Source organism: Streptomyces sp. NPDC057287 (genome assembly GCF_042667905.1).
Classification (GTDB): domain Bacteria; phylum Actinomycetota; class Actinomycetes; order Streptomycetales; family Streptomycetaceae; genus Streptomyces.
Genome location: NZ_JBHUYV010000023.1, coordinates 56,478 through 74,931, shown reverse-complemented (window position 1 = coordinate 74,931; position 18,454 = coordinate 56,478). Strand labels below are relative to the sequence as shown.

At 72.5% G+C, this 18,454-nt stretch carries 13 protein-coding genes; 11 read left to right on the top strand and 2 right to left on the bottom strand.

The window, feature by feature from the left end; all coding sequences use genetic code 11:
* Nucleotides 1–153: 153 nt before the first annotated feature.
* From ACFUNE_RS32985 to ACFUNE_RS32965, 5 genes are all read left to right on the top strand, one after another.
* Nucleotides 154–1,461, top strand: coding sequence for an Nramp family divalent metal transporter (locus ACFUNE_RS32985; RefSeq protein WP_383575621.1), 1,308 nt, complete (start codon nt 154–156; stop codon nt 1,459–1,461).
* Between the two features lie 162 nt (nt 1,462–1,623).
* Nucleotides 1,624–2,742, top strand: a complete 1,119-nt coding sequence (locus tag ACFUNE_RS32980) for a hypothetical protein (protein ID WP_383575619.1) — start codon at nt 1,624–1,626, stop codon at nt 2,740–2,742.
* A complete protein-coding gene (locus ACFUNE_RS32975; protein WP_383575618.1) occupies nt 2,739–3,440 on the top strand; it encodes a hypothetical protein in 702 nt (233 codons plus the stop codon). Before ACFUNE_RS32980 ends, ACFUNE_RS32975 begins: the two co-directional genes overlap by 4 nt.
* 2 nt (nt 3,441–3,442) lie before the next feature.
* A complete protein-coding gene (locus ACFUNE_RS32970) occupies nt 3,443–4,111 on the top strand; it encodes an RES family NAD+ phosphorylase (RefSeq protein WP_383575616.1) in 669 nt (222 codons plus the stop codon).
* A gap of 18 nt (nt 4,112–4,129) precedes the next feature.
* A complete protein-coding gene (locus tag ACFUNE_RS32965; RefSeq protein ID WP_383575614.1) occupies nt 4,130–8,233 on the top strand; it encodes a CHAT domain-containing protein in 4,104 nt (1,367 codons plus the stop codon).
* Nucleotides 8,234–8,245: 12 nt separating this feature from the next.
* On the opposite strand, the gene ACFUNE_RS32960 is transcribed toward ACFUNE_RS32965, so the two are convergent.
* Nucleotides 8,246–10,204, bottom strand: coding sequence for a caspase family protein (locus ACFUNE_RS32960; protein ID WP_383575612.1), 1,959 nt, complete (start codon nt 10,202–10,204; stop codon nt 8,246–8,248).
* Nucleotides 10,205–10,401: 197 nt separating this feature from the next.
* On the opposite strand from ACFUNE_RS32960, the gene ACFUNE_RS32955 reads away from it, so the two are divergent.
* From ACFUNE_RS32955 to ACFUNE_RS32935, 5 genes are read left to right on the top strand one after another with little or no spacing between them, the layout of a single operon-like run.
* Nucleotides 10,402–10,872: a hypothetical protein gene (locus ACFUNE_RS32955; RefSeq protein ID WP_383575610.1), complete on the top strand. Its 471-nt coding sequence runs from the start codon at nt 10,402–10,404 to the stop codon at nt 10,870–10,872.
* 30 nt (nt 10,873–10,902) lie between these two features.
* Complete coding sequence (locus tag ACFUNE_RS32950; protein WP_383575608.1) at nt 10,903–12,684, top strand: hypothetical protein; 1,782 nt, start codon at nt 10,903–10,905, stop codon at nt 12,682–12,684.
* The gene (locus ACFUNE_RS32945; protein ID WP_383575606.1) at nt 12,681–12,896 is read left to right on the top strand and encodes a hypothetical protein; all 216 of its coding nucleotides are present in this window, start codon (nt 12,681–12,683) and stop codon (nt 12,894–12,896) included. The genes ACFUNE_RS32950 and ACFUNE_RS32945 overlap by 4 nt, the downstream gene beginning before the upstream one ends.
* A complete protein-coding gene (locus tag ACFUNE_RS32940; protein WP_383575604.1) occupies nt 12,893–13,552 on the top strand; it encodes a hypothetical protein in 660 nt (219 codons plus the stop codon). The genes ACFUNE_RS32945 and ACFUNE_RS32940 overlap by 4 nt, the downstream gene beginning before the upstream one ends.
* A 51-nt stretch (nt 13,553–13,603) precedes the next feature.
* Nucleotides 13,604–15,169: an ATP-binding protein gene (locus ACFUNE_RS32935; RefSeq protein WP_383575602.1), complete on the top strand. Its 1,566-nt coding sequence runs from the start codon at nt 13,604–13,606 to the stop codon at nt 15,167–15,169.
* Nucleotides 15,170–15,238: 69 nt separating this feature from the next.
* On the opposite strand, the gene ACFUNE_RS32930 is transcribed toward ACFUNE_RS32935, so the two are convergent.
* Nucleotides 15,239–16,969: a chitinase gene (locus tag ACFUNE_RS32930; protein ID WP_383575601.1), complete on the bottom strand. Its 1,731-nt coding sequence runs from the start codon at nt 16,967–16,969 to the stop codon at nt 15,239–15,241.
* Nucleotides 16,970–17,540: 571 nt separating this feature from the next.
* Between ACFUNE_RS32930 and ACFUNE_RS32925 the strand changes: the two genes are divergently transcribed.
* On the top strand, nt 17,541–18,407 hold the full coding sequence (locus ACFUNE_RS32925; RefSeq protein WP_383575599.1) for a hypothetical protein: 867 nt from the start codon (nt 17,541–17,543) through the stop codon (nt 18,405–18,407).
* Nucleotides 18,408–18,454: the final 47 nt, after the last annotated feature.

Sequence of the window (18,454 nt, the reverse complement as noted above, 5' to 3'; positions counted from 1 at the left end):
CGTCCAGCGCGCCAAGCGTCCCACGGGCGGTGGGGGAGCGCACCACTGTCCGCTGTCACGGAACGTCCACAGCTGTTCCCGCCACGAGGGGGCATGACGGTGGTACGACGCACCCTCTTGTGCGATCCGGCAGGATGCGCTTCGTTGATCGACATGGTGGAGACGAGCGAGACCACAGGAACGGGGGAGCCGGGCTCCCAGCCGCGTAAATCCAGCTGGCGCTACATCGGACCCGGCATCGTCGTCGCGGCGACCGGGGTCGGGGCCGGTGACCTGGTCGCGACGCTCATCGCGGGGAGCAAATTCGGCTACACCCTCATGTGGGCGGCCGTGATCGGCTGCCTCGTCAAGATCTCCCTCGCGGAGGCGGTCGGCCGCTGGCACCTCGCGACGGGCCGCACCCTCTTCGACGGCTGGCGCACCCTCGGCGGGTGGACCACGGGCTACTTCGCGGTGTACGTCGTCATCTGGGGCTTCGTGTACGGCGCGACGGCCATGTCCTCCAGCGCCCTGCCCATCGTGGCCCTCTTCCCGGACGGACCGGGTCTGAAGACCTGGGCGATCATCACCGGGCTGATCGGTCTGGTCTTCGTCTGGTTCAACCAGTACGCCGTGTTCGAGAAGGCCATGACCATCCTGATCGGCGTCATGTTCGTCGTCGTGGTGTACGTCGCGATCCGTGTGGTGCCGGATGTCGGCGCGTCCTTCGCGGGGCTGCTCCCCGTCCTCCCGGACGGTTCGCTGGTCTACACCCTCGGCCTGATCGGCGGGGTCGGCGGCACCATCACGATGGCGGCGTACGGGTACTGGGTGAACGCCAAGGGGTGGTCCAACTCCTCCTGGATGAAGGTGATGCGGATCGACAACCGGGTCGCCTACATCACGACGGGCATCTTCGTCGTGGCGATGCTCGTCGTCGGCGCGGAGCTGCTGCACTCCTCCCAGATCGCCCTGACCAAGGGAGACCGCGGGCTGATCGACCTCGGCCAGATCCTGGAGGACCGCTTCGGGGCAGGCACCGCGAAGCTCTTCCTGGTCGGCTTCTTCGCGACGTCCTTCTCGTCCCTCATCGGCGTGTGGCACGGCGTGAGCCTGATGTTCGCCGACTTCGTGGAGCGGATCCGGGCCGCCGGACGCGACGAAGCGGTTGTGGAGAGGGCGGGCAGCGAGACGATCGGCCGCCAGGAGCGGTCCGTGCCCTTCCGCGCGTATCTGCTCTGGCTGACCTTCCCTCCCATGACCCTGCTCTGGCTGGACGAGCCCTTCGGTCTGGTCATCGGCTACGGGGTCCTCGGCGCGTTCTTCATGCCGTTCCTCGCCCTGACCCTGATCTGGCTGCTCAACTCGGACCGCACGCCCAGGGAATGGCGCAACGGATGGCTCAGCAACGGAATGCTGGGCGCGGCGGGGCTGCTGTTCGTCGTGCTGTGCGTCCAGCAGGTGCGCGACCTGCCCTGGTGACGGCGGCGTACGAGCCCTTCCGCGGGTGACGGTGGCGGAGCGCGGGACGGCCGTGCCCGCAACCGACCCGGAAACGACCCGGGTCCGACCGGCGCGACGTGTCCAATGGATGGCGGAGGAACGGCTTGTGGCGCGGGGAACGCCGCTGACATCGTTGACGGCATGACGCTCCCCCCTCACCTGCCGGATCACGGCGCGGTACTCGCGGAGGTGCGGATGATTCGACGGGCAGGAGTCGTGGGACTGCGTGCGCTCGCCACCCCCGAACTCTCCGGTATCGCGGACCTGCAGGGCGTCGGTGCGACCGGAGACCGCCCCGTCACGGTCGAGCAGCTGCTGCGGAGCGCCGTCACCCGCATCGGTGGCGGCACCCTGCAGAGCGCCGCCGAGTACAGCCTCGGCCTCGCCGACGGGACGAGGGACTGGCCCGCCGCGGACCGGCGCCGACGCGCCGCACAGGTCTACGGGGTCAGTATCGAGCGGTTCCGGAAGCACCAGGAGCTGATGGTGCTGGGACAGGTGGCGGAACAGATCCTCGTCAGCGCAGTGGCGCAGACCACGGGGCGGGGGGCGTCGGGGGTTCCGGCCGCCCCGGGGGTCCCCGCGCTCGCGGCCGCGCACCGGGTGCTCAGCCCGCTCGTGCACGGCCGCCGGGTCAGGGTCACGGTCCATGTCCACTCCGTCGATCTGCTGCGCGACATCGACGTCGTGGTCTCCCCGTCCAACGTCTGGTTCGCCCTGCCCGCCGCCTACAAGTCGTCGGTGGCCGCCGCTCTGAGACGGGCGGGGGCGCGCAAGGACCCCACGGGCGCGGTCGTCGAGGACCACCTCCACGACGAGTTGAGGGAGTGGGCCGCACGCAACGGGATGCCGGGCAGGGCGGCCCTGCCCGGAGCTGTGGCCGCCACTTCTGCGGGCGCACTCGGGGGCCAGGGCATCCGCCGCGTCTACCACGCGGCGACGGCCGTGCCCCGCCCCGACAGCAACGACTACGACGTCCTGCCGGTGGACGTCACCCGCTCGGTGGCAGCGGTCTTCGCCCTCCTGGCGCGGGAGTCCGCCGGTCATGTCCCGCCGCTCCGTTCCCTGTGCCTGCCGCTCCTCGGCGCCGGGCGCGGCGGACTGACACCCCTGGAGAGCTTCGGCGCCCTGTGGCCCGCGGTGGAGGCCGAACTGGCCCGCGGGGCCCCCTGGGACATCCACTTCGTGGTCCGGCGGCACGCCCGCGCGGATCTCATCGCACGGCTCCTCGCCGACCCGCCCGGAAGCAGGCAACCGTGAACGAGAGGGCGGCAGTGAATCCTTACGCCGTACTGGCCGCAGCCGCCGCCCGGTGGGAGCGGGTCGTCGGCCTGCTCGGCCCGGGGCAGCTGGAACGACTGGCCGGCCTGCTCGGCGACGTACGCCAGGGCGGTGACCGGGGCGAACAGGCGGAGGGCCGGCGCCACGAGGCCGCGCTCGGCGCCGCGGAACTGCTCGCGGCCACGCTGCCCGACCTGTCCGGCGGCGGCGGGCAGGGCCGCTTCACCCTGACGGCGCCGGGCCCGGAAGCAGGCGCACAGCACGCCACCCACCAGGGTTTCTCCGCCGAGGACCTCGCGGTACTGCTGCTGGACGGCCACCGCATGGTGGGCCCGCTGCTCGGCCCCGTACGCAGACGGCTGCTGGCCGCCCCGGCGCTGGACCCCGACACCCTGCGGCGGGCGGGCACCGACCCGGACACGCCCGTGCTGATCCGGCTGACCGGGACCGGCGGCGCCGTACGGCTGCCGAGCTTCCAGTTCACCGTGGCCGCACGGCCCCAGCCGATCGTGACGGGCGTCAACGCGGTGCTGGCCGCGGACCGTGACCCGTGGGGCGCTGCGGACTGGTGGCTCTCCGCCAACGCTTGGCTCGGCGTCCGCCCCGAAACGCTCGTCGGGACCACGGACGAGGCGCGTCTGCTCGACACCGCCAGATTCTTGATGGAGCAGGAGTAGCCGTGCCGAACTACCGTCCGCCCACCGTCATCCGGGGGACACCCGCCAAGGTCGGACTCCCGGCCGGTACCCCGCTGTACCGCGTGCACGCGGCACACCGCGCGCCCGTGGCCTTCAACCCGGTCCCGGCACACTGCCTCTACGGGGGCGGCCGGTTCGACGCCACCGCCTGCGACGGGTACGGCTACCTCTACGCGGGTCTGGGGGCGGCGGCCGCCGTCTGCGAGACGTTGCTGCGGGGGCTCCCCTTCGATCCGGCAGGCGGTCCGCGGCTCCTCCCGCGCGTCGCGGTCGAGGGCCGTTCGCTCTCCACGCTCCGGCTGAGGGCCGGCATCACCCTCGTCTCCCTGATGACCGCGGAGGACCTCGCCGCCGTCCATCAGGACACCTGGCTCGTCCACACGGAGGCCCAGGAATACGCCTACACCCGTGACTGGGCGCACTGGATACGACGCCACACCGACCCGTGGGCGCAGGGGATGGTCTGGTCGTCGAAACGGGAGCCCGGTGATCGCACCGTCGTCCTCTTCGAGGACCGGTGCCCTCCCGGCGTGCTGGGGGAGGCGGCCGACAGCACGCTGGACCTCGGCGCACCGGACGGCGGGGAATGGCTCAACGGGGTGCTGCAGCCCTACCGCGTCCAGCTGTCGCCTCCGGCCGGAGACCACTGAGCGCGGGGAGGCGCCGAAATGGACAAGGAGTACGGGACAGCCCGTGCGTTCGTGGCCGAGACCGCCTACCGGAAGTACGGCGAGACCGGTGACCCGGGCGAACTGGCCCTGGCGGCAGCCGCTTTCGAAGACGTCTTCGCCGACCCCGGCACGGGCCCGGCCTGGGCCGACCGGCATGTCATGTTCGGTCATGTGCGCTGCTTCCAGTACGACGCCGCCCCTTCGGACCGTCTCCTGCGCCACGCCCGTCACCTCCTGGACGAGGGCCTGCGCGGGCTGGCGGCCGACCCGGACGGCGACGGTGCGCGGGACGGCACCCGCACCCTCGCCCACGTGCTGTCGTGCAACGTCGCGAAGTTCCGCTTCCTGGCGAGCGACGGCGGCAGCAACGGCCTGCGTCTGCCACTGCTGGACGAGGCCGTGCGGCGGCACACCGAGGCGGAGACCTGGCTGACGGGCTGGGCCGGCCACCCGGACGCCGACCCCGGCACCCTGTCGGAGCTCCACGAGGCCCAGGGGTACCTGTACTTCCAGCGCAGCCTGCTGACCGGTGACACCGAGGCCGCTCGGGCGGCGGCCACGCACTACGCGGCAGTGCTGGACGCCGCCCTCCCCACGAGCGATCTCGCCTTCATCCAGCACTCCATGGGAATGGCCCTGCTCGTACGGGCACGCGTGACGGGGGACCGCGCTCTGTGGGAGGAGGCCGGTGAGGCGTTCGGCGGCGCGCTCGCCCGGGCGGGGGAGTCGGGCGGGGGTGAGCAGCCGTGGTCCCGGGACGCCGAGGTCCGGCTGGCCTACGTCCATGCCGTCCTCTGGGCGGCCTGGAAGGACCCTGAGCACGGCGAAGCCGCCGCACGGGAGGTCGGGCGCCTGCTGGCGGAGCCCGGTGCGGAGGAACGGCTCGACCCCGTCTTCCTGGACGCGTTCGCCCGTGTCGTCTACGAGTGGGCCGGCCGCCGCTCCGACGGCGAGGGCCAGGACCGCGCCCTCGCCATGCTGCGCCGCGCGCTCGGGCTGTGGCAGCCGGAGCGCGACGGCCCGGTCCTCGCAACGCTGCTGCTGACGGCCGGTTACCAGCAGATGCGGTACTACGCGGACCAGGATCCGCAGCGGATCAGGGAGGTCGGTCGGCTGGCGGGAAGGGCGTTGGCGGAGGAGCAACAGGGTCCCGAACTGACGGACGCGGCTGTGCTGATGCAGGGGTGGGCCAGGACGGTGCTGGAGGAACGGGGGCTGCTGGAGCCCGACGACGACCGCTCGATCCCGCCGACGGACACAGGGGCCGTCGTGAGGATATGGGGCACCGTGGTCGAGAACGCCGAGAACGGCCGGTGCTTCCCGGGCCAGGGGGGCACGGACCCCCACCTGCCCGGCACCCTCTCGCTTTCCTTCGAAAGGAGCCGCAGGGACGCCGACTTCGCCCTGATGTACGCGCACTGGAGCCGTATGGAGGAAGGGAGCAGGGCGCGCGCGGAGTACGGGGCTGCGGTGCTCACCATGTCGGTCCTGGCCGATCTCCAGGCGGAGACCGGCACCGGGGAGCAGCGGGACGCTCTGCTGGACGCCATGTTGCGGACCGACCAGGACGACCCGGCCTGGCAGCGGCGCGCCCACGGTATGGCGGGCTGGGTGCTGTTGCGGTACGAGGCGCGGGGCAAGGGCCCCGGCATGGACCGTGTGATGGCCCACCTCGGCCGGGCTGTGGCCCATGACCCGGGTGCGCACCACGACTACGGCCTGGACCTGATGGCCCTGGTCGCCCGCATGCACCGCGCGCAGACGGAGGGGGGAACGGACGAGCTCGACGCCATGCGCACCATATTCGAGCGGCTGCGTGACGACTCGTCCGTGCCCGCCTACATGCTGCTGCTCACCGAGGCGCATCAGCTGTTCATGGAGGCGCGGGCCGCCACCCTGCGGCGTGATCTCGCCGTCGTGGACCGGTGCATCCACCGGGTGTCCGCCGTCCACGCGCGGCTGGGCACGGACGACCCGTCGAGGGTCGAGGTGTGGACGGGGCTGGCTCTGACCCACCTGGCGCGGGAAGGGCTGGCCCGGCGTCTCGGCGCCCCACCGCTGCCGCGGCCGCTGCCCGGCGCCCCGACCGCGGCCCAACTGCGCAGCTCCTCGCTGTCGTTCCACCGCGGACGGCGGGCCTGGGTGCTGGGCAGCAACGGAGCCCACGGGCTCGTCATGGCCGCGCTGGACGAGGACACCGACGCGACGGCCGAGGCGATGGAGCTGATCGGTGAGGCAGCCGCACTGGCTGAGCCGGGCGGGGAGGACCACCTCAGATACACCGGAATGCTGGCCGGCGGCCACTGGACCCTGGCGTGCGCGCTCAGCGCTCCCCGCCCGCGCGACGAGCACCTGGCGCAGGCGATCACCCTGCTCGAGCAGGCCGTGCGCACCTGCGGGGGCCCCGAACACCCGCTGTACGCGTCGTCCGCGCTGGCCCTCGCCCGCGCGGTGCGTGAGCGGGCCGCCCGCACCCGCCGGAACACCACACGCGACCTGCGGACCTCGCTGCGCGGCGGTCTGGACGCGCTGCGTGGCTACGCGTGGTCCGCACTTCTCCAGTCGGGCACGGAGCATGCCGCGCAGGTCGCGGCCCAGGCGACGGAGGAGGCGCTCGAAGTCGCCGCCTGGGCCCTGCGGGACGGCGACCCGGTGTCGGCCGTCGAGGCGCTGGAAGCCTGCCGGGGCCTCACCCTGCACGCAGCCGTCACCTCCGGCACCCTTCCGCAGCGGCTGGCCCGGGCGGGCCTCGGCTCCCTTGCCGACGAGTGGCGGGCGGCCCTCGCGGACCCGGAGCCGGCCGGGCTGTTCAGCGGGGGCGGCGGGGAAGGAGGCGTACCCAGTGCACTGCGGCGCCGGGTGCTCACGGCGTTGCGCGCACGTGCGGGCACACCCCAGGACCATCTCCTCGACCCGCCGGACATCCCCGCCGTCGCCGGGGCACTCAGGTCCCTCGGCCGCGACGCACTGGTCTACCTCGTGCCGGAGTCGGACGAGGGCGGCGGTGCGGCCGTCATCGTGACCGCCACGGGCGAGGTGCACGCCCTGCCGCTACCGGACCTCAGCGAGCAGGCGGGCCCGCTGCGGGACTACGGCCCGGCCCCCGGCGCCGGACGCGACCTGGGCCCGGCCCCGCAGTCCGGGGCACCGGCCGGCCGGCCCGGCCCGCGCCTTGCGCTGGACCGGTTGTGCGGCTGGGCCTGGTACGCGGCGATGCGCCCGCTGCTCGACGTCTTCGCCGCTCCCGGCCGTCCGCACCGCGTGCCCCGCCTCGTCCTCGTCCCGATGGGCCGCCTCGGGCTCGTCCCCTGGCACGCCGCGTACCGGGCGGACACGCGGGGCCGCCGGTACGCGTTGCAGGAGGCCGACCTCTCCTACACCGCCTCCGCGCGGCTGCTCTGCGAGGTGGCGGCCCGGCCCGTCGCAGGGGCGCCCGCCGGCGCCCTCGTCGTCGGTGATCCCACGGGTGATCTGCGCTACGCGGGTGAGGAGGCGGACATCGTGCAGCGGACCTACTACCCCCTCGGGCAGTTCCTGGGGAGGCGTAGTGGCGGAGCGGCGAACGGCGCCGGAACGCCGGCCGAGGTGCTCGCCTGGCTCCGGGGGGACGGGAGCGCGGACGGCGTGCTGCACCTGGCCTGCCACGCCTCGGTCGTGGAGAGCGCCCGGCACACGGCGGGACTGGCGCTGCACGGGGGCGGGCTCTACGCGGAGGAGCTCGCCGAGGCGGTGCGCGGCGCGGAGCACGCCGGCCCGGCCCTCGTGGTGCTGGCCGCCTGCCGCAGCCATGTGTCCGGACACGGACACAACGAGGCGTTCACCCTGGCCACGGCGTTCCTCGTGGCGGGCGCACGCTCGGTCCTGGGCTCGCTGTGGCCGGTGCCGGACGAGGCGACCTCCCTGCTGATGCTCCTGGCCCACCACTACCTGCGCCGCGAAGGGGAGTCCTCCGCCGGCGCGTTGCGGCGGGCCCAGCTGTGGATGCTGGGGACGGAGCGGGCCCTGCCCGAGGGATTCCCCCCGGGACAGGCCGCTCGGGCCGCGCGGGTGGATCCGGCCGACCTCAGCGCGTGGGCGGGCTTCCTCCACCTCGGCCGGTAGCGCCGGGCCAGGTCAGGCCGTCGGCACGACGATGCGCAGCGGGACCGTACGCGTCGTCCACCGGCCGTACGAACCGCCGGCCGGCATGCCGAGGTCCCTGGCGTACGCCCCCCGCCGGGGAGGTCCGAAGCGCAGGACGCCGTCATCACGGGGCGGGGGGTCCTCCCGCGCGCCGGACGGGTCCGCGGACCACGCGGGCAGGTGGAACGGCACCGTGCCGATCTCGTGCTCGGCGACCACGAGCTTCAGCCAGTCCCTCGCCTGTGCGCCCGGCACCGGCGGGCGGTCCCGGGGCAGGGAGAACTGCACGGGCTGCCCGTCCAGTGCGTGCCCGGTGTGGCCGGGAGCGATGAAGTGCCCCGGGTACAGAGCCGAGTGGCTCGCGTAACCATCGGTCAGGTCGAGCAGCAGGCACCACAGGGGCCGGTCCGCCGAGCGGTTGTGCAGACGTACGGAGAGGAGCGGAGCGCTCGCTCCCGGGCCGTAGGCGCAGACGATCTCGCCGCTGCCGTCCGGCGAGAGCGGCTGTCCGTCCTCGGCGCCCCACGGGACGATCTCGACCCGCACCAGTCCGTCGAGCGGGGACGGGCGCGGCGGCAGGTCCCGCAGCCGGTGCCAGCGCGTCAGATGGATCAGGCAGTCGGCGATCCGCCGTGCGTCCCCGGGCACGCCCAGCCGCTGCGGTCCCACGAAAGGGCTGCCGTCGCGGCGCAGGATGTGGGCGGCCGATCCGCGCACCTCCACACGGAAGTGCAGGTCACCCGCCTGCCGGGGATCGGTCACCTGCCGCAGGAGCGGGGAGGGGCCGCCCAGCGGACCGGCCGTGGCCAGCGCCAGCGCGAGGTCCTCCACGGGGCAGGCCCCCGCGTCGGCATCGGGCAGGAGGGCGAATGTGGCGGCGGGCAGGCTCAGCGCGCCGAGTGCCACGGGGTGGACCCGGCCCGGCGCGGGAGCCCAGCCGAGCGGTTCGACCAGGGAGCGGTCCGGCAGGACGGTGCGAACGGCGACGCTCCGGCCGGTCTGCTCCGCGTCCACCACGGTGAACTCCGTGGCCGCCGAGCCCGCGGCCGTGTCTCCCTCGGGGAGCCCGTGGCCAGCCCCGCAGTCCACTTCCCAGCCCTCGGGACCGTGGCGCAGCAGGTGCTCACCGGCCGGGAGCCGGCGGGCGCCGTCCGCGAGGAAGGGGGCATCGGCCGTGCCGCCGGGCCCGGCGGGGAGGAGGACCGGCTGCTGGTGCCCTCCCGAACACCGCACCCGGGCATCGGCGGCGGCCAGCACCTCCCGGTAGGTGATGTCCGGCCCCGCCTCCCGCACCGCGTCGAGCACCGCGCGGGTGAACACCCCCTGCCGCCGGCCCCCGAAGTAGGTCTCGTACGCCCGCTGGTCCAGCCGGCAGGCGGCCAGCAGCAGGACATCCCGGTTGGCCGGGGACCCGGCCGCCCGCTCCGTCGGGGCCGCGTCACGGGACGACGCGGGCGCCGGCACCCGGTGGCCGGGTGCGGGCGCGAACCGCGCCGTGAACGCCGGGTCGCGCGTTGCTCCACCGGAGAAGCAGCAGTCGAGTACGGCCACGACCCGCGCGCCGCGGGCGGCCACCTCGTCGAGCAGCACCCGAAGCCGCTTGTCGGGCAGTGGACCGTCCGTGCAGAGCAGCGCCTGGTTGCGGCCCGTCGCCTCGATCAGCAGGTCGGCGCCGTGTGCCGGGGTCTCGGTGCCGTGCCCGGAGAACCAGAGCAGTGCCGTGTCGCCGGGGCCGGCCGCGCCCAGCCGGTGCCGGATGCCGTCCTCCACCGCCGCCACGGTCGCCTCCCTGTCCAGCAGTACGTGGACGTCGGGCGCGTGCCCTCGGGCGGTGCGCCCGGCCAGCAGGGCTCGCACGTCGCTGATGTCGTTGACACAGCCGCTCAGTCGAGGGGCAGTGCCCGGTGAGTACTCGTTGATCCCCACCAGCAGTGCACGGATCGATGTCATGACCGGAATTCTTCCAGCCCGTCGCCGCCCGACGAGTGAGTTCATGGGCACCAACTGGGCTTGTTCCGGGCGTTGTCGGGTCGGGAGGAGCCCAACGTGTCCTGGCATGCACATAGTTGAGGAGCCAGCAGGAATGCATGGGTAGCCGGCCGGTGATCCGTTCCCGCATCCGAGGGGCCGAGACGTGGAGGGGTGACATGGGGGACCTCGACAGACCCCGGCGGCTCGACGGCGCCGGAGCCGCAGCGGCACCCTGGCACGCATCCGGACCGGATCACACCCCGGGACCCGCGGACGACGTCACCGTCCGGAGCCGGTATCTGCCGCGCTCGCGCCGGCTGCTCGACATGGTGACGGCGCTGGACAGCGGTGTCACCGAGGCGGAGATCGCCCACCGCGCCGACGAGATCCGCCGGATGTACGCCGGCGACCGGGGCGGCCTGCCGATCGGGTTCCTCGCCCGCTGCCGCCTCGGCGCACCGTTCGTCGATCACCGGCTGGACCTCGCCCACACCGTCGTCACCCACTTCGCCGCCGCGGACCCGGTACCCGAGCCCTTCGGCGCCGCCCGGATGCTGGCCCGCTCGCAGAGCTACGCGTACATCGAGATCTACAGCGACGGACTGGTCATTCCGGTACTCCGGGACGGCAGCGTCGTACACCCCTGACCCTCGGCCCACCTGATCGGAGCATGCTGGATGAACGACGTGGACCACACCCTCCGCCGCCGGGTGCAGGAGGTCGGCAACCAGGTGGCGGTGGTGAGCGAACAGGTAGGCCTGGTCTCGTCCCAGGTCCGGACCGTGCAGGCCAACCAGGACTGGACCCGTTCCGAACTGCGGGAACTGCGGGACGAGTTCCTGGCGTTCGTGCAGGCGTCCCAGCAGGTGGCGCACGTCCAGCGGGCCGAGACCAGGATCGTCGCGGTCCAGGACCGGCTGGACCACGAGTTCGGCCATCACAAGAAGGTCCGGCGCACCGCGGTAGGCCTGCTCCAGGCCTTCGACGTGGGCCTCGTCTCCGAGGAAACCGTCCGTACGGTCACCGAGCAGCTGATGATCCAGACACCGCGCTACTGGCTGGCTCCCGCCCTCGTCGCCCTGGCCTCCTGGTCGGCCGACGACCCGCAGCTGTGCGAGCGCGGCATCGACGAGGCCTACAGCCGCTCACCCGGCCGCACGTCACTCTTCTTCGCCCTGGTCCTGCGCCGCCAGGGCCGCGCGGACGGATCGGTCAGGTGGCTGGAGCACTACCTCGGGTCCCAGGACCCGGACGCGCTCGGCCGGGAGTTCGGCGTCATCCTGGAGGCGGTGGCCCAGGGCGCGTTCGGGGCCGCGGCCAGGGACCTGCTCAGCAGGACCCTCCTCCACTGGCAGGCCAGGGCGGCGGACGGCGTCGAGCGGCAGGAGGCCCACGACGCGCAGACCCGGCGTTGGCGTGCGGAGATCGACTCGCTCCGCCCGGCGTCCGCAGCCGCGGAGTTCCCCCTGCTGTCGGCGGTGTCACCGCAATGGGGTCTGCTCGACGGAGCACTGGTCGCGGCCAGGACCCAGCGGCAGCTGCTGGACAAGTACCGGGGCATCCTGGGCGCGGTGCCGCTGCCGTCGCAGCGGATGGAGGACGCGGTCGACGACATCCTCGACCAGCTGGTGTCGGAGTACGACGACGACGAACTGCCCTTGCGGCGCGAACTCGCGCTGATGGAGGCGATCGTGCGGCACGACGGCGACCTCGCGGCAGCCTCCCCGGAGGCGGACACCGACCTCGCCGCGCTGGCGGAAACCCTGGATCTGCTGACCTTCCACACGACCGCCGCGCTCGACCCCGAAGCCATCGGCGTCTCGTCGGCCACCCGCCGGCTCGCCGTGGGCGTCTGCCGCGAGTGGTTCCTGCGCGCCCACGGAGGCTTCACCCGTGACTACCGGGCCGCCGTGCCGCAGGAGGTCCAGGCCCGCTTCCAGGCGGACCACACCGTGGGGGCCCGGAACTTCCGCCTCCCTCCCTGGACGGGATCCTTCCTGCGGCCCCTGGACGAGCTGGAGTCGTCGCTCGCCGGGCACTGGGACCAGCACACCGCCCCGTACATCGCGTCGTTCCGGTACCCCCTGGTACGAAGATCCCTCCCCGCCGTCGTCGTCGTGCTCGCCGTCCTCCTCGTCCTCGGCCAGGCGCACACCGGTGCCGCCCTGGTCGTCGCCCCGGCCATCGGTCTGGTGTGGTGGCTGAGGATCCACCGGGACGCTCGGGCCGCGGCACGGCACCGGGACCAGGCGACGGAACTGCTCGCCGGGGCGAAGGCGGACTCCCTCCTCCAGCTGAGAGCCGCGTCGGCGGAACTCTCCGACTGGAACGCCGGGTACCAGGACGCGGACGAGGTGGAAGCGGGCTGTTCCGAGCTGATCGACTCGCTCGCCACCGTGACCGACAACGGATCGCCCTACGCGGGCCGTACGGTCCCGGGAGAGGACGGACCGGAATGAGCCAGGACCCCGACCGGCGCGGCCACGCCGGCACACCCCCGTGGGCCGGCGCCGCGGACGGCGGCGCTCCCTGGGCGGCGACCACGCCGAGCCGTCCGGCCGGCCGCTCCATGCAGCGCAGGCACCGCATCGTCGAGGACCTCCCCGCGTGGGAACCACTGCCACCCGGGGACTTCCTCCTGCGACGCCCGGGCGCGGGGGACGGCTCGTGAACGGATTCTGGGGCGACGGAGGGCCGTACGAGACCTGGGTCGGAGCTCTGCGGACCTGGCAGAGGGGAGAGCCGGTGGACCTGGCGGCGCTGCCCGCCCTGGAGCGCGAGCAGTTCACGGCGGACACCTGGGCACGGCTCACCCGCCACATCCTCACCGCCGTCGACGTACGGCTGAAGGACTGGGCTCGCCGGTTCCAGCAGGCCTTCGACCAGGCGCCGGACGAATTCTCGGCCGGACGCGAGCTGACCCAGGCGAGGGAGGGGCTACGGGCCATCCGGGCCCTGGCCGGCCACGCAGGGCTGCCGCCGGACATCCGAACCCCGGTCGGGGAGCTCTGCGACCGGCACATCCGCTCGGTCCAGGAGCAGCTGGAGCACTCCCTCACCGTCGCGGCCCGCGACGGCGGCGACCCCGACCGGCTGGATCAACGGCTGCGGACCGTGCGGGACAACGCCCTGACCGCGGTGGTCGTCGATCCACCGCCCCTGCCCTCCGCCCGACGCGCCCGGTTCACCGCGCTGCGACGGAGCCTGGGCCGGGAACGGTCCGGCCCGGGGCGGCGGGAGGTCCGGCCCGCGCCCGGTCCGCCGTCCGCCGGTCCCTGGGCGACGGACGCCGACGAGGGCCCGCGGCGCCGCATCATGCCGGACTGAGCCCGTCCGTACCGCAGTTGCTCCCGTCCGCTCCTCACTCCTGAAGGCCGCATGCCTGACTACGCCGAAAGTCTGAGCCATCTCGACAGCTACATCTCCGCCCGCGTGCCGGTGATCAGCCTCCGCACGATCGAGCAGCAGCGTGCCCTGCGGCTGCTGCGGGAGGCCGCCTCACGGCCGAAGCGCAGTGGCATGCCGTTCTGGATCCACACCCGGGCGACCGGGCTGCGGGACCTGCGGACCCGCGCGTCCGTCCACGAGGACCGCTCGCTGACCGGAGCGATGGAATTCGCGGCATCGCAGTTCGCCGCGCGGGCCAACGCCACCCTGGTGCTGGTCGACCCGCCCGACACCGGGTCCGACACCCCCGCCGCCCGCCACATCGCCGAACTGGCCCGGATCGCCGAGGGCAACATGGGCAGCCTCGTCCTGGTCTCCGACTCCCCGGTGTGGAGCGGACTCCAGCGCCTGGGCATGGGCCTGACGCTGGACCTGCCCGACGCGGACGAGATGTACGGCATCCTCAGCAACTTCCTCACCGATCACCGCGGGCGTTTCCCCATCGAGTGGGAGGAGGGCGACGCCCGCCGCGCGGCGGAGTTCCTGGCGGGTGCCACCGAGTCCGAGTGCGTCAACCTCATGGCCACGGTCGCGGCGAAGGGCTCGGTGAAGAAGGAGGACGTCCTCGCGCTGGCACAGGCGAAGGAACGGATCTTCAGCAACATCAACGGGCTCGAACGCATCCCCCTCAAGGACAGCGACTACAAGGTGGGCGGCCTCACCAGCCTGCGCGCCTGGCTCCGGCGGCGCAACCAGCTGATCCACGCCGATCTCCGGAGCACCCGGCTGCGCCCGCCGCGCGGGGTGCTGCTGGTGGGTGTCCCGGGGTGCGGCAAGTCGCTGTCGGCCAAGGCTGTCGCCCAGGAGTGGCAGCTGCCGCTCTACCGCCTGGACATGGCGAGCATCCACGGAAAGTACTGGGGCGAGTCCGAGGGGAACCTGCGTGCCGCCCTGGAGACCGCGGACCGGGTGGCTCCCTGCGTCCTGTGGATCGACGAGATCGAGAAGGGGCTGGCCGGCGGCGCCGGGGAGGTGACCGGGACGGGCCAGCGGGTCATCGGCCACTTCCTCTTCTGGCTCCAGGAGTCCCAGTCGAGGTCGTTCGTGGTGGCGACGGCGAACGACGTGCGGGGGCTGCCCGCCGAGCTGCTGCGCAAGGGGCGCTTCGACGAACTGTTCTTCGTCGACCTTCCGGACCGGGACGACCGACAGGAGATCATCGAGCTGTACTACCGGCGCTATCTGACGCGGGAACCCCCCGCGGACGAACTGGAGCAGCTCGTCGACCTGTCCGAGGGGTTCGCCGGGTCCGACATCGAGTCCGCGCTGCACACGGCGGGCGCCGAGGCGCTGCTCGACGGGGGCGTGGAGCATCTGAGCCCGTCGTTCGTACGGGACACCTTCGCCAACACGGTCCCGATGATCAGAGTCAATCCGGAGCGGATCGAGGAGATCCGGGCGTGGGGCAGGGAGCGCGCCGTACCGGCGGGACGGTCGCCCATCAGCTCGGCCCAGGGCGCCACGACCCCGCGTCGCATTCTTCTCATGGGCGACTGATCCCGGAGCCCGCACGCAGCAGCGCCGCCGGGGGAGCGGCGGCGCTGCTGGTTCGAAGGCCCTGCGGGGTTACGGGAGCCCGTGGACGTGCGGGCCGACCGCGTTCGACCAGGCGTTGCCCGAGGTGGCGTCCCAGTTCGTGGACCAGGTCATCGCGCCGCGCAGGTCCGGGTAGGTCCTGGACGGCTTGAAGGAGCCACAGCCCGTGCCCTTGGCCAGGCAGTCCAGGGCCGCGTTCACCACGGACGGGGCGACGTAGCCGCTGCCCGCGCCGCGGGTGGAGGCGGGGACGCCGAGGCCGACCTGGGACGGGGCCAGGCCGCCCTCCAGCTGGATGCAGGCGAGCGCGGTGAGGAAGTCCACCGAGCCCTGGGAGTAGACCTTGCCGTCGCAGCCGAGCATGGAGCCGCTGTTGTAGTACTGCATGTTGACGACGGTCAGGATGTCCTTGATGTTGAGCGCCGTCTTGAAGTACTCACCGGAGGTCGACTGCATGTCGATGGTCTGCGGCGCCATCGTGATGACGAGGCCGGAGCCCACCTTCGACGACAGGGAGCGCAGCGCCTTCGTCATGTAGGTGGAGTTGAGGCCGTTCTCCAGGTCGATGTCGACGCCGTTGAAGCCGTACTCCTGGATGAGGGCGTACAGCGAGTCGGCGAAGGCCGTCGCGGAGGCGTCGCTGTTGACCGCGACGGAACCCTTCTCGCCGCCGACCGAGATGATGACGTTCTTCCCGGCGGCCTGCTTGGCCTTGATGTCGGCCTTGAACTGGGCGACCGTGTAGCCGTTCAGGCCGGCCGAGTCCAGGTTGAAGGTGACGGCGCCCGGAGTGGCCGTGGCGTCCGCGAAGGAGACGGCGATGATGTCGTAGTTCGCGGGGACGTCACTGAGCTTCTGGACGGTGGCGCCGTTGTTGAAGTTCTGCCAGTAGCCGGTGACCGCGTGCTTCGGCACCGAGGTCGAGGGGCCGCCCGGTTCCGTGGCCTTCGCCGTACGGCCGCTGACGGCAGCGGACTTGGCCGATTCGCCGGCGGCGTTGGTGGCGCTGACGGAGAACTGGTACGCGGTGTCCGCGGCCAGCCCGGTCACCGTCGCCGAGGTGCCGGTGGAGGTGGTGGCCTTCGTGCCGTTCCGGTAGACGGTGTACCCGGTGGCGCCGGAGACGGCGCTCCAGTTCAGGGTGACGGACGAGCTGGTCGTCGTTCCCACGGTCAGTCCGGCGGGGGTCCCGGGGATGGCGGGCTCGGGATCGGTGCCGCCACCGCCGTCGGGCCCGCTCACCTGGACGTCGTCCGCGTAGTAGGCGGCCTGGCCGTACCAGCCGTGGGTGTAGACGGTCACCGAGGTGGTGGAGGGGCCGGTGGAGAAGGTGGTCTTCAGCTGGGTCCAGCTGCTGGAGCCGGGGGACCAGGTGGAAACGTCCGTCGTTCCGGTGCCGCTCGCGCCGATGTAGGCGTAACCGCCCTGCACCCAGGAGCTGAGCGCGTAGGTGGAGTTCGGCTTCACGGCCACGGTCTGCGTGCACTTGGCGTTGTCCTGCCCGGCCGGGGTGGCCTTGAGCGCGGAGGTGCCGCCGTGCACGGGGGAGGAGACGGTGGCGCCGCTGCCCCCGGAACAGGTCCAGTTGGCGAGCCCGGACTCGAATCCGGCGTTCTTGGCGACGTTGACGTCGGCCGCCTGGGCGGTGCTGACGAGCCCGGTGACGGCAAGCGCCCCGGCTGCGACGACGGCGACGGCCCCGCCGAGGAGCGGGCGGACCCGGCGTCTTCTGTGCCTGCTGCTGCCTGTGGAGCGTTCCACTTGCTGCCTCCGGTGGGGGAGTTGGGTGTGCTGGGCGTGCCCTGGCGGGAAACGGTGGCCACCGTTGGCCGATAAACTGGTCCAGACCAATCAAGTTGTCAAGACCTCTGGTGGTGCGGATGTGTGCGGCGGGGCAGGCAGGCGGGCCGACGGGGCGCGCGTACACCTTCGAGTGACCCGCTGCGGAGTCGAGTCCGTGCACTCGCGCGGGTGACTTCACCGGACCGCCCGACCGTGACGGAGTGGATATCCCGGACGGCGGGGTAAAGCGGGCTGATATCCGTTCTGACGTGCGCGGATGAATTCCCGGGCATTTCAAACCCTGGCGGCAGAAGTAACTCTGCGCAGTGGTACAGGAGTTAACGAATTTGCTTTTCGTCCGATTTCGTACGGAGGCGTTGCGAACGCCTGTGCCGCACGTCTTCGTACTGGGTTCCGATATCTGTTCTCTGCCTGGTATGACGTGGCTAAAGTGCTGGGGAAGAAGCACGGAGCAGGAGCGATTGCGGCCGGAGTCAACCACGACGACGGCCGGAGCCGAACGGGGACGAGCGTGCCGACCGCAATAGCAGTGACCAGCGCTGATCTCGTGCTGCCGCCGACCGATCAGCAGACACCCACAGCGGCCCTGCTGCAGGCACCCGGAGCACAGCCCCTCGATCTCGCGATCGGGGACATGCACCTGCTCCTGGAGCAGCACGGCCATGTGGTCGCGGTCTACCCGGCGGGCATCAGCCCCGCCCACGAACGCAGACTGCACGCCATCCGCTCGGTCCTGGAGAGCGACCGCATCGCCCTGCTCAAGGTGGACCTGCCGCCGCTGGGCGTGGCCGTGCTGGTGCGCCAGCTGCGCCAGCTGTCCGTCTGCGACTTCAGTCCGGGAGTGGTGGCCTCGGCCGGCAGGCTCCTCGCCCACTACATCCACGCCGGAGCCCTGCTGAACTCCGTGGCCAGGCTGGACCGGGTCCCCGTCAGCCTCAAGACGCACGCCAAGTCCTGGGTGCCCGGCTCGCAGTTCGCCGTGGTCGCCGGGCCCAGCCCCCAGCTGATCAGGATCGGACCGGCCGTCGAGCCCCCGGCAGGACCGCCGTTCGCCACACACCTGCTGATCGCCAAGGGGCAGCTCACCTCGGAATGGGTCCAGCAGACCCTCGCCCCCGCCTGGAACGTGCAGGCGGTTCAGGAGTGCGCGCTGCCCACCGGTTCGCCGCGCTGGTGGGGCACGGGGAAGCTGGTGGAATTCGCGTCCTTCCTCCCGGACATCTCCGTGATCTACCAGCTCGTTTCCTCCGTGCGGCGGGAAAACTGCCACTGGTGCGGAATGGAACTCATCGGTGACCGCTGCGGGTTCTGTTCCTCCCCGCTGGCACCGTCGGAGAACCGAATGCTCTCCCCCGGTGTCCTGAACCATGGAGCGCCCGGGCCACCGAGCTCCTAGCGCCCCCACGGCTCTCCTCAGACACCGCGCATCCCTCTCTGTCCGCT

Coding starts and splice junctions, on each gene's coding strand:
- ACFUNE_RS32985 (WP_383575621.1), top strand. CDS start 154: ATGGTGGAGACGAGCGAGACCACAGGAACGGGGGAGCCGGGCTCCCAG.
- ACFUNE_RS32980 (WP_383575619.1), top strand. CDS start 1,624: ATGACGCTCCCCCCTCACCTGCCGGATCACGGCGCGGTACTCGCGGAG.
- ACFUNE_RS32965 (WP_383575614.1), top strand. CDS start 4,130: ATGGACAAGGAGTACGGGACAGCCCGTGCGTTCGTGGCCGAGACCGCC.
- ACFUNE_RS32960 (WP_383575612.1), bottom strand. CDS start 10,204: ATGACATCGATCCGTGCACTGCTGGTGGGGATCAACGAGTACTCACCG.
- ACFUNE_RS32955 (WP_383575610.1), top strand. CDS start 10,402: ATGGGGGACCTCGACAGACCCCGGCGGCTCGACGGCGCCGGAGCCGCA.
- ACFUNE_RS32950 (WP_383575608.1), top strand. CDS start 10,903: ATGAACGACGTGGACCACACCCTCCGCCGCCGGGTGCAGGAGGTCGGC.
- ACFUNE_RS32945 (WP_383575606.1), top strand. CDS start 12,681: ATGAGCCAGGACCCCGACCGGCGCGGCCACGCCGGCACACCCCCGTGG.
- ACFUNE_RS32935 (WP_383575602.1), top strand. CDS start 13,604: ATGCCTGACTACGCCGAAAGTCTGAGCCATCTCGACAGCTACATCTCC.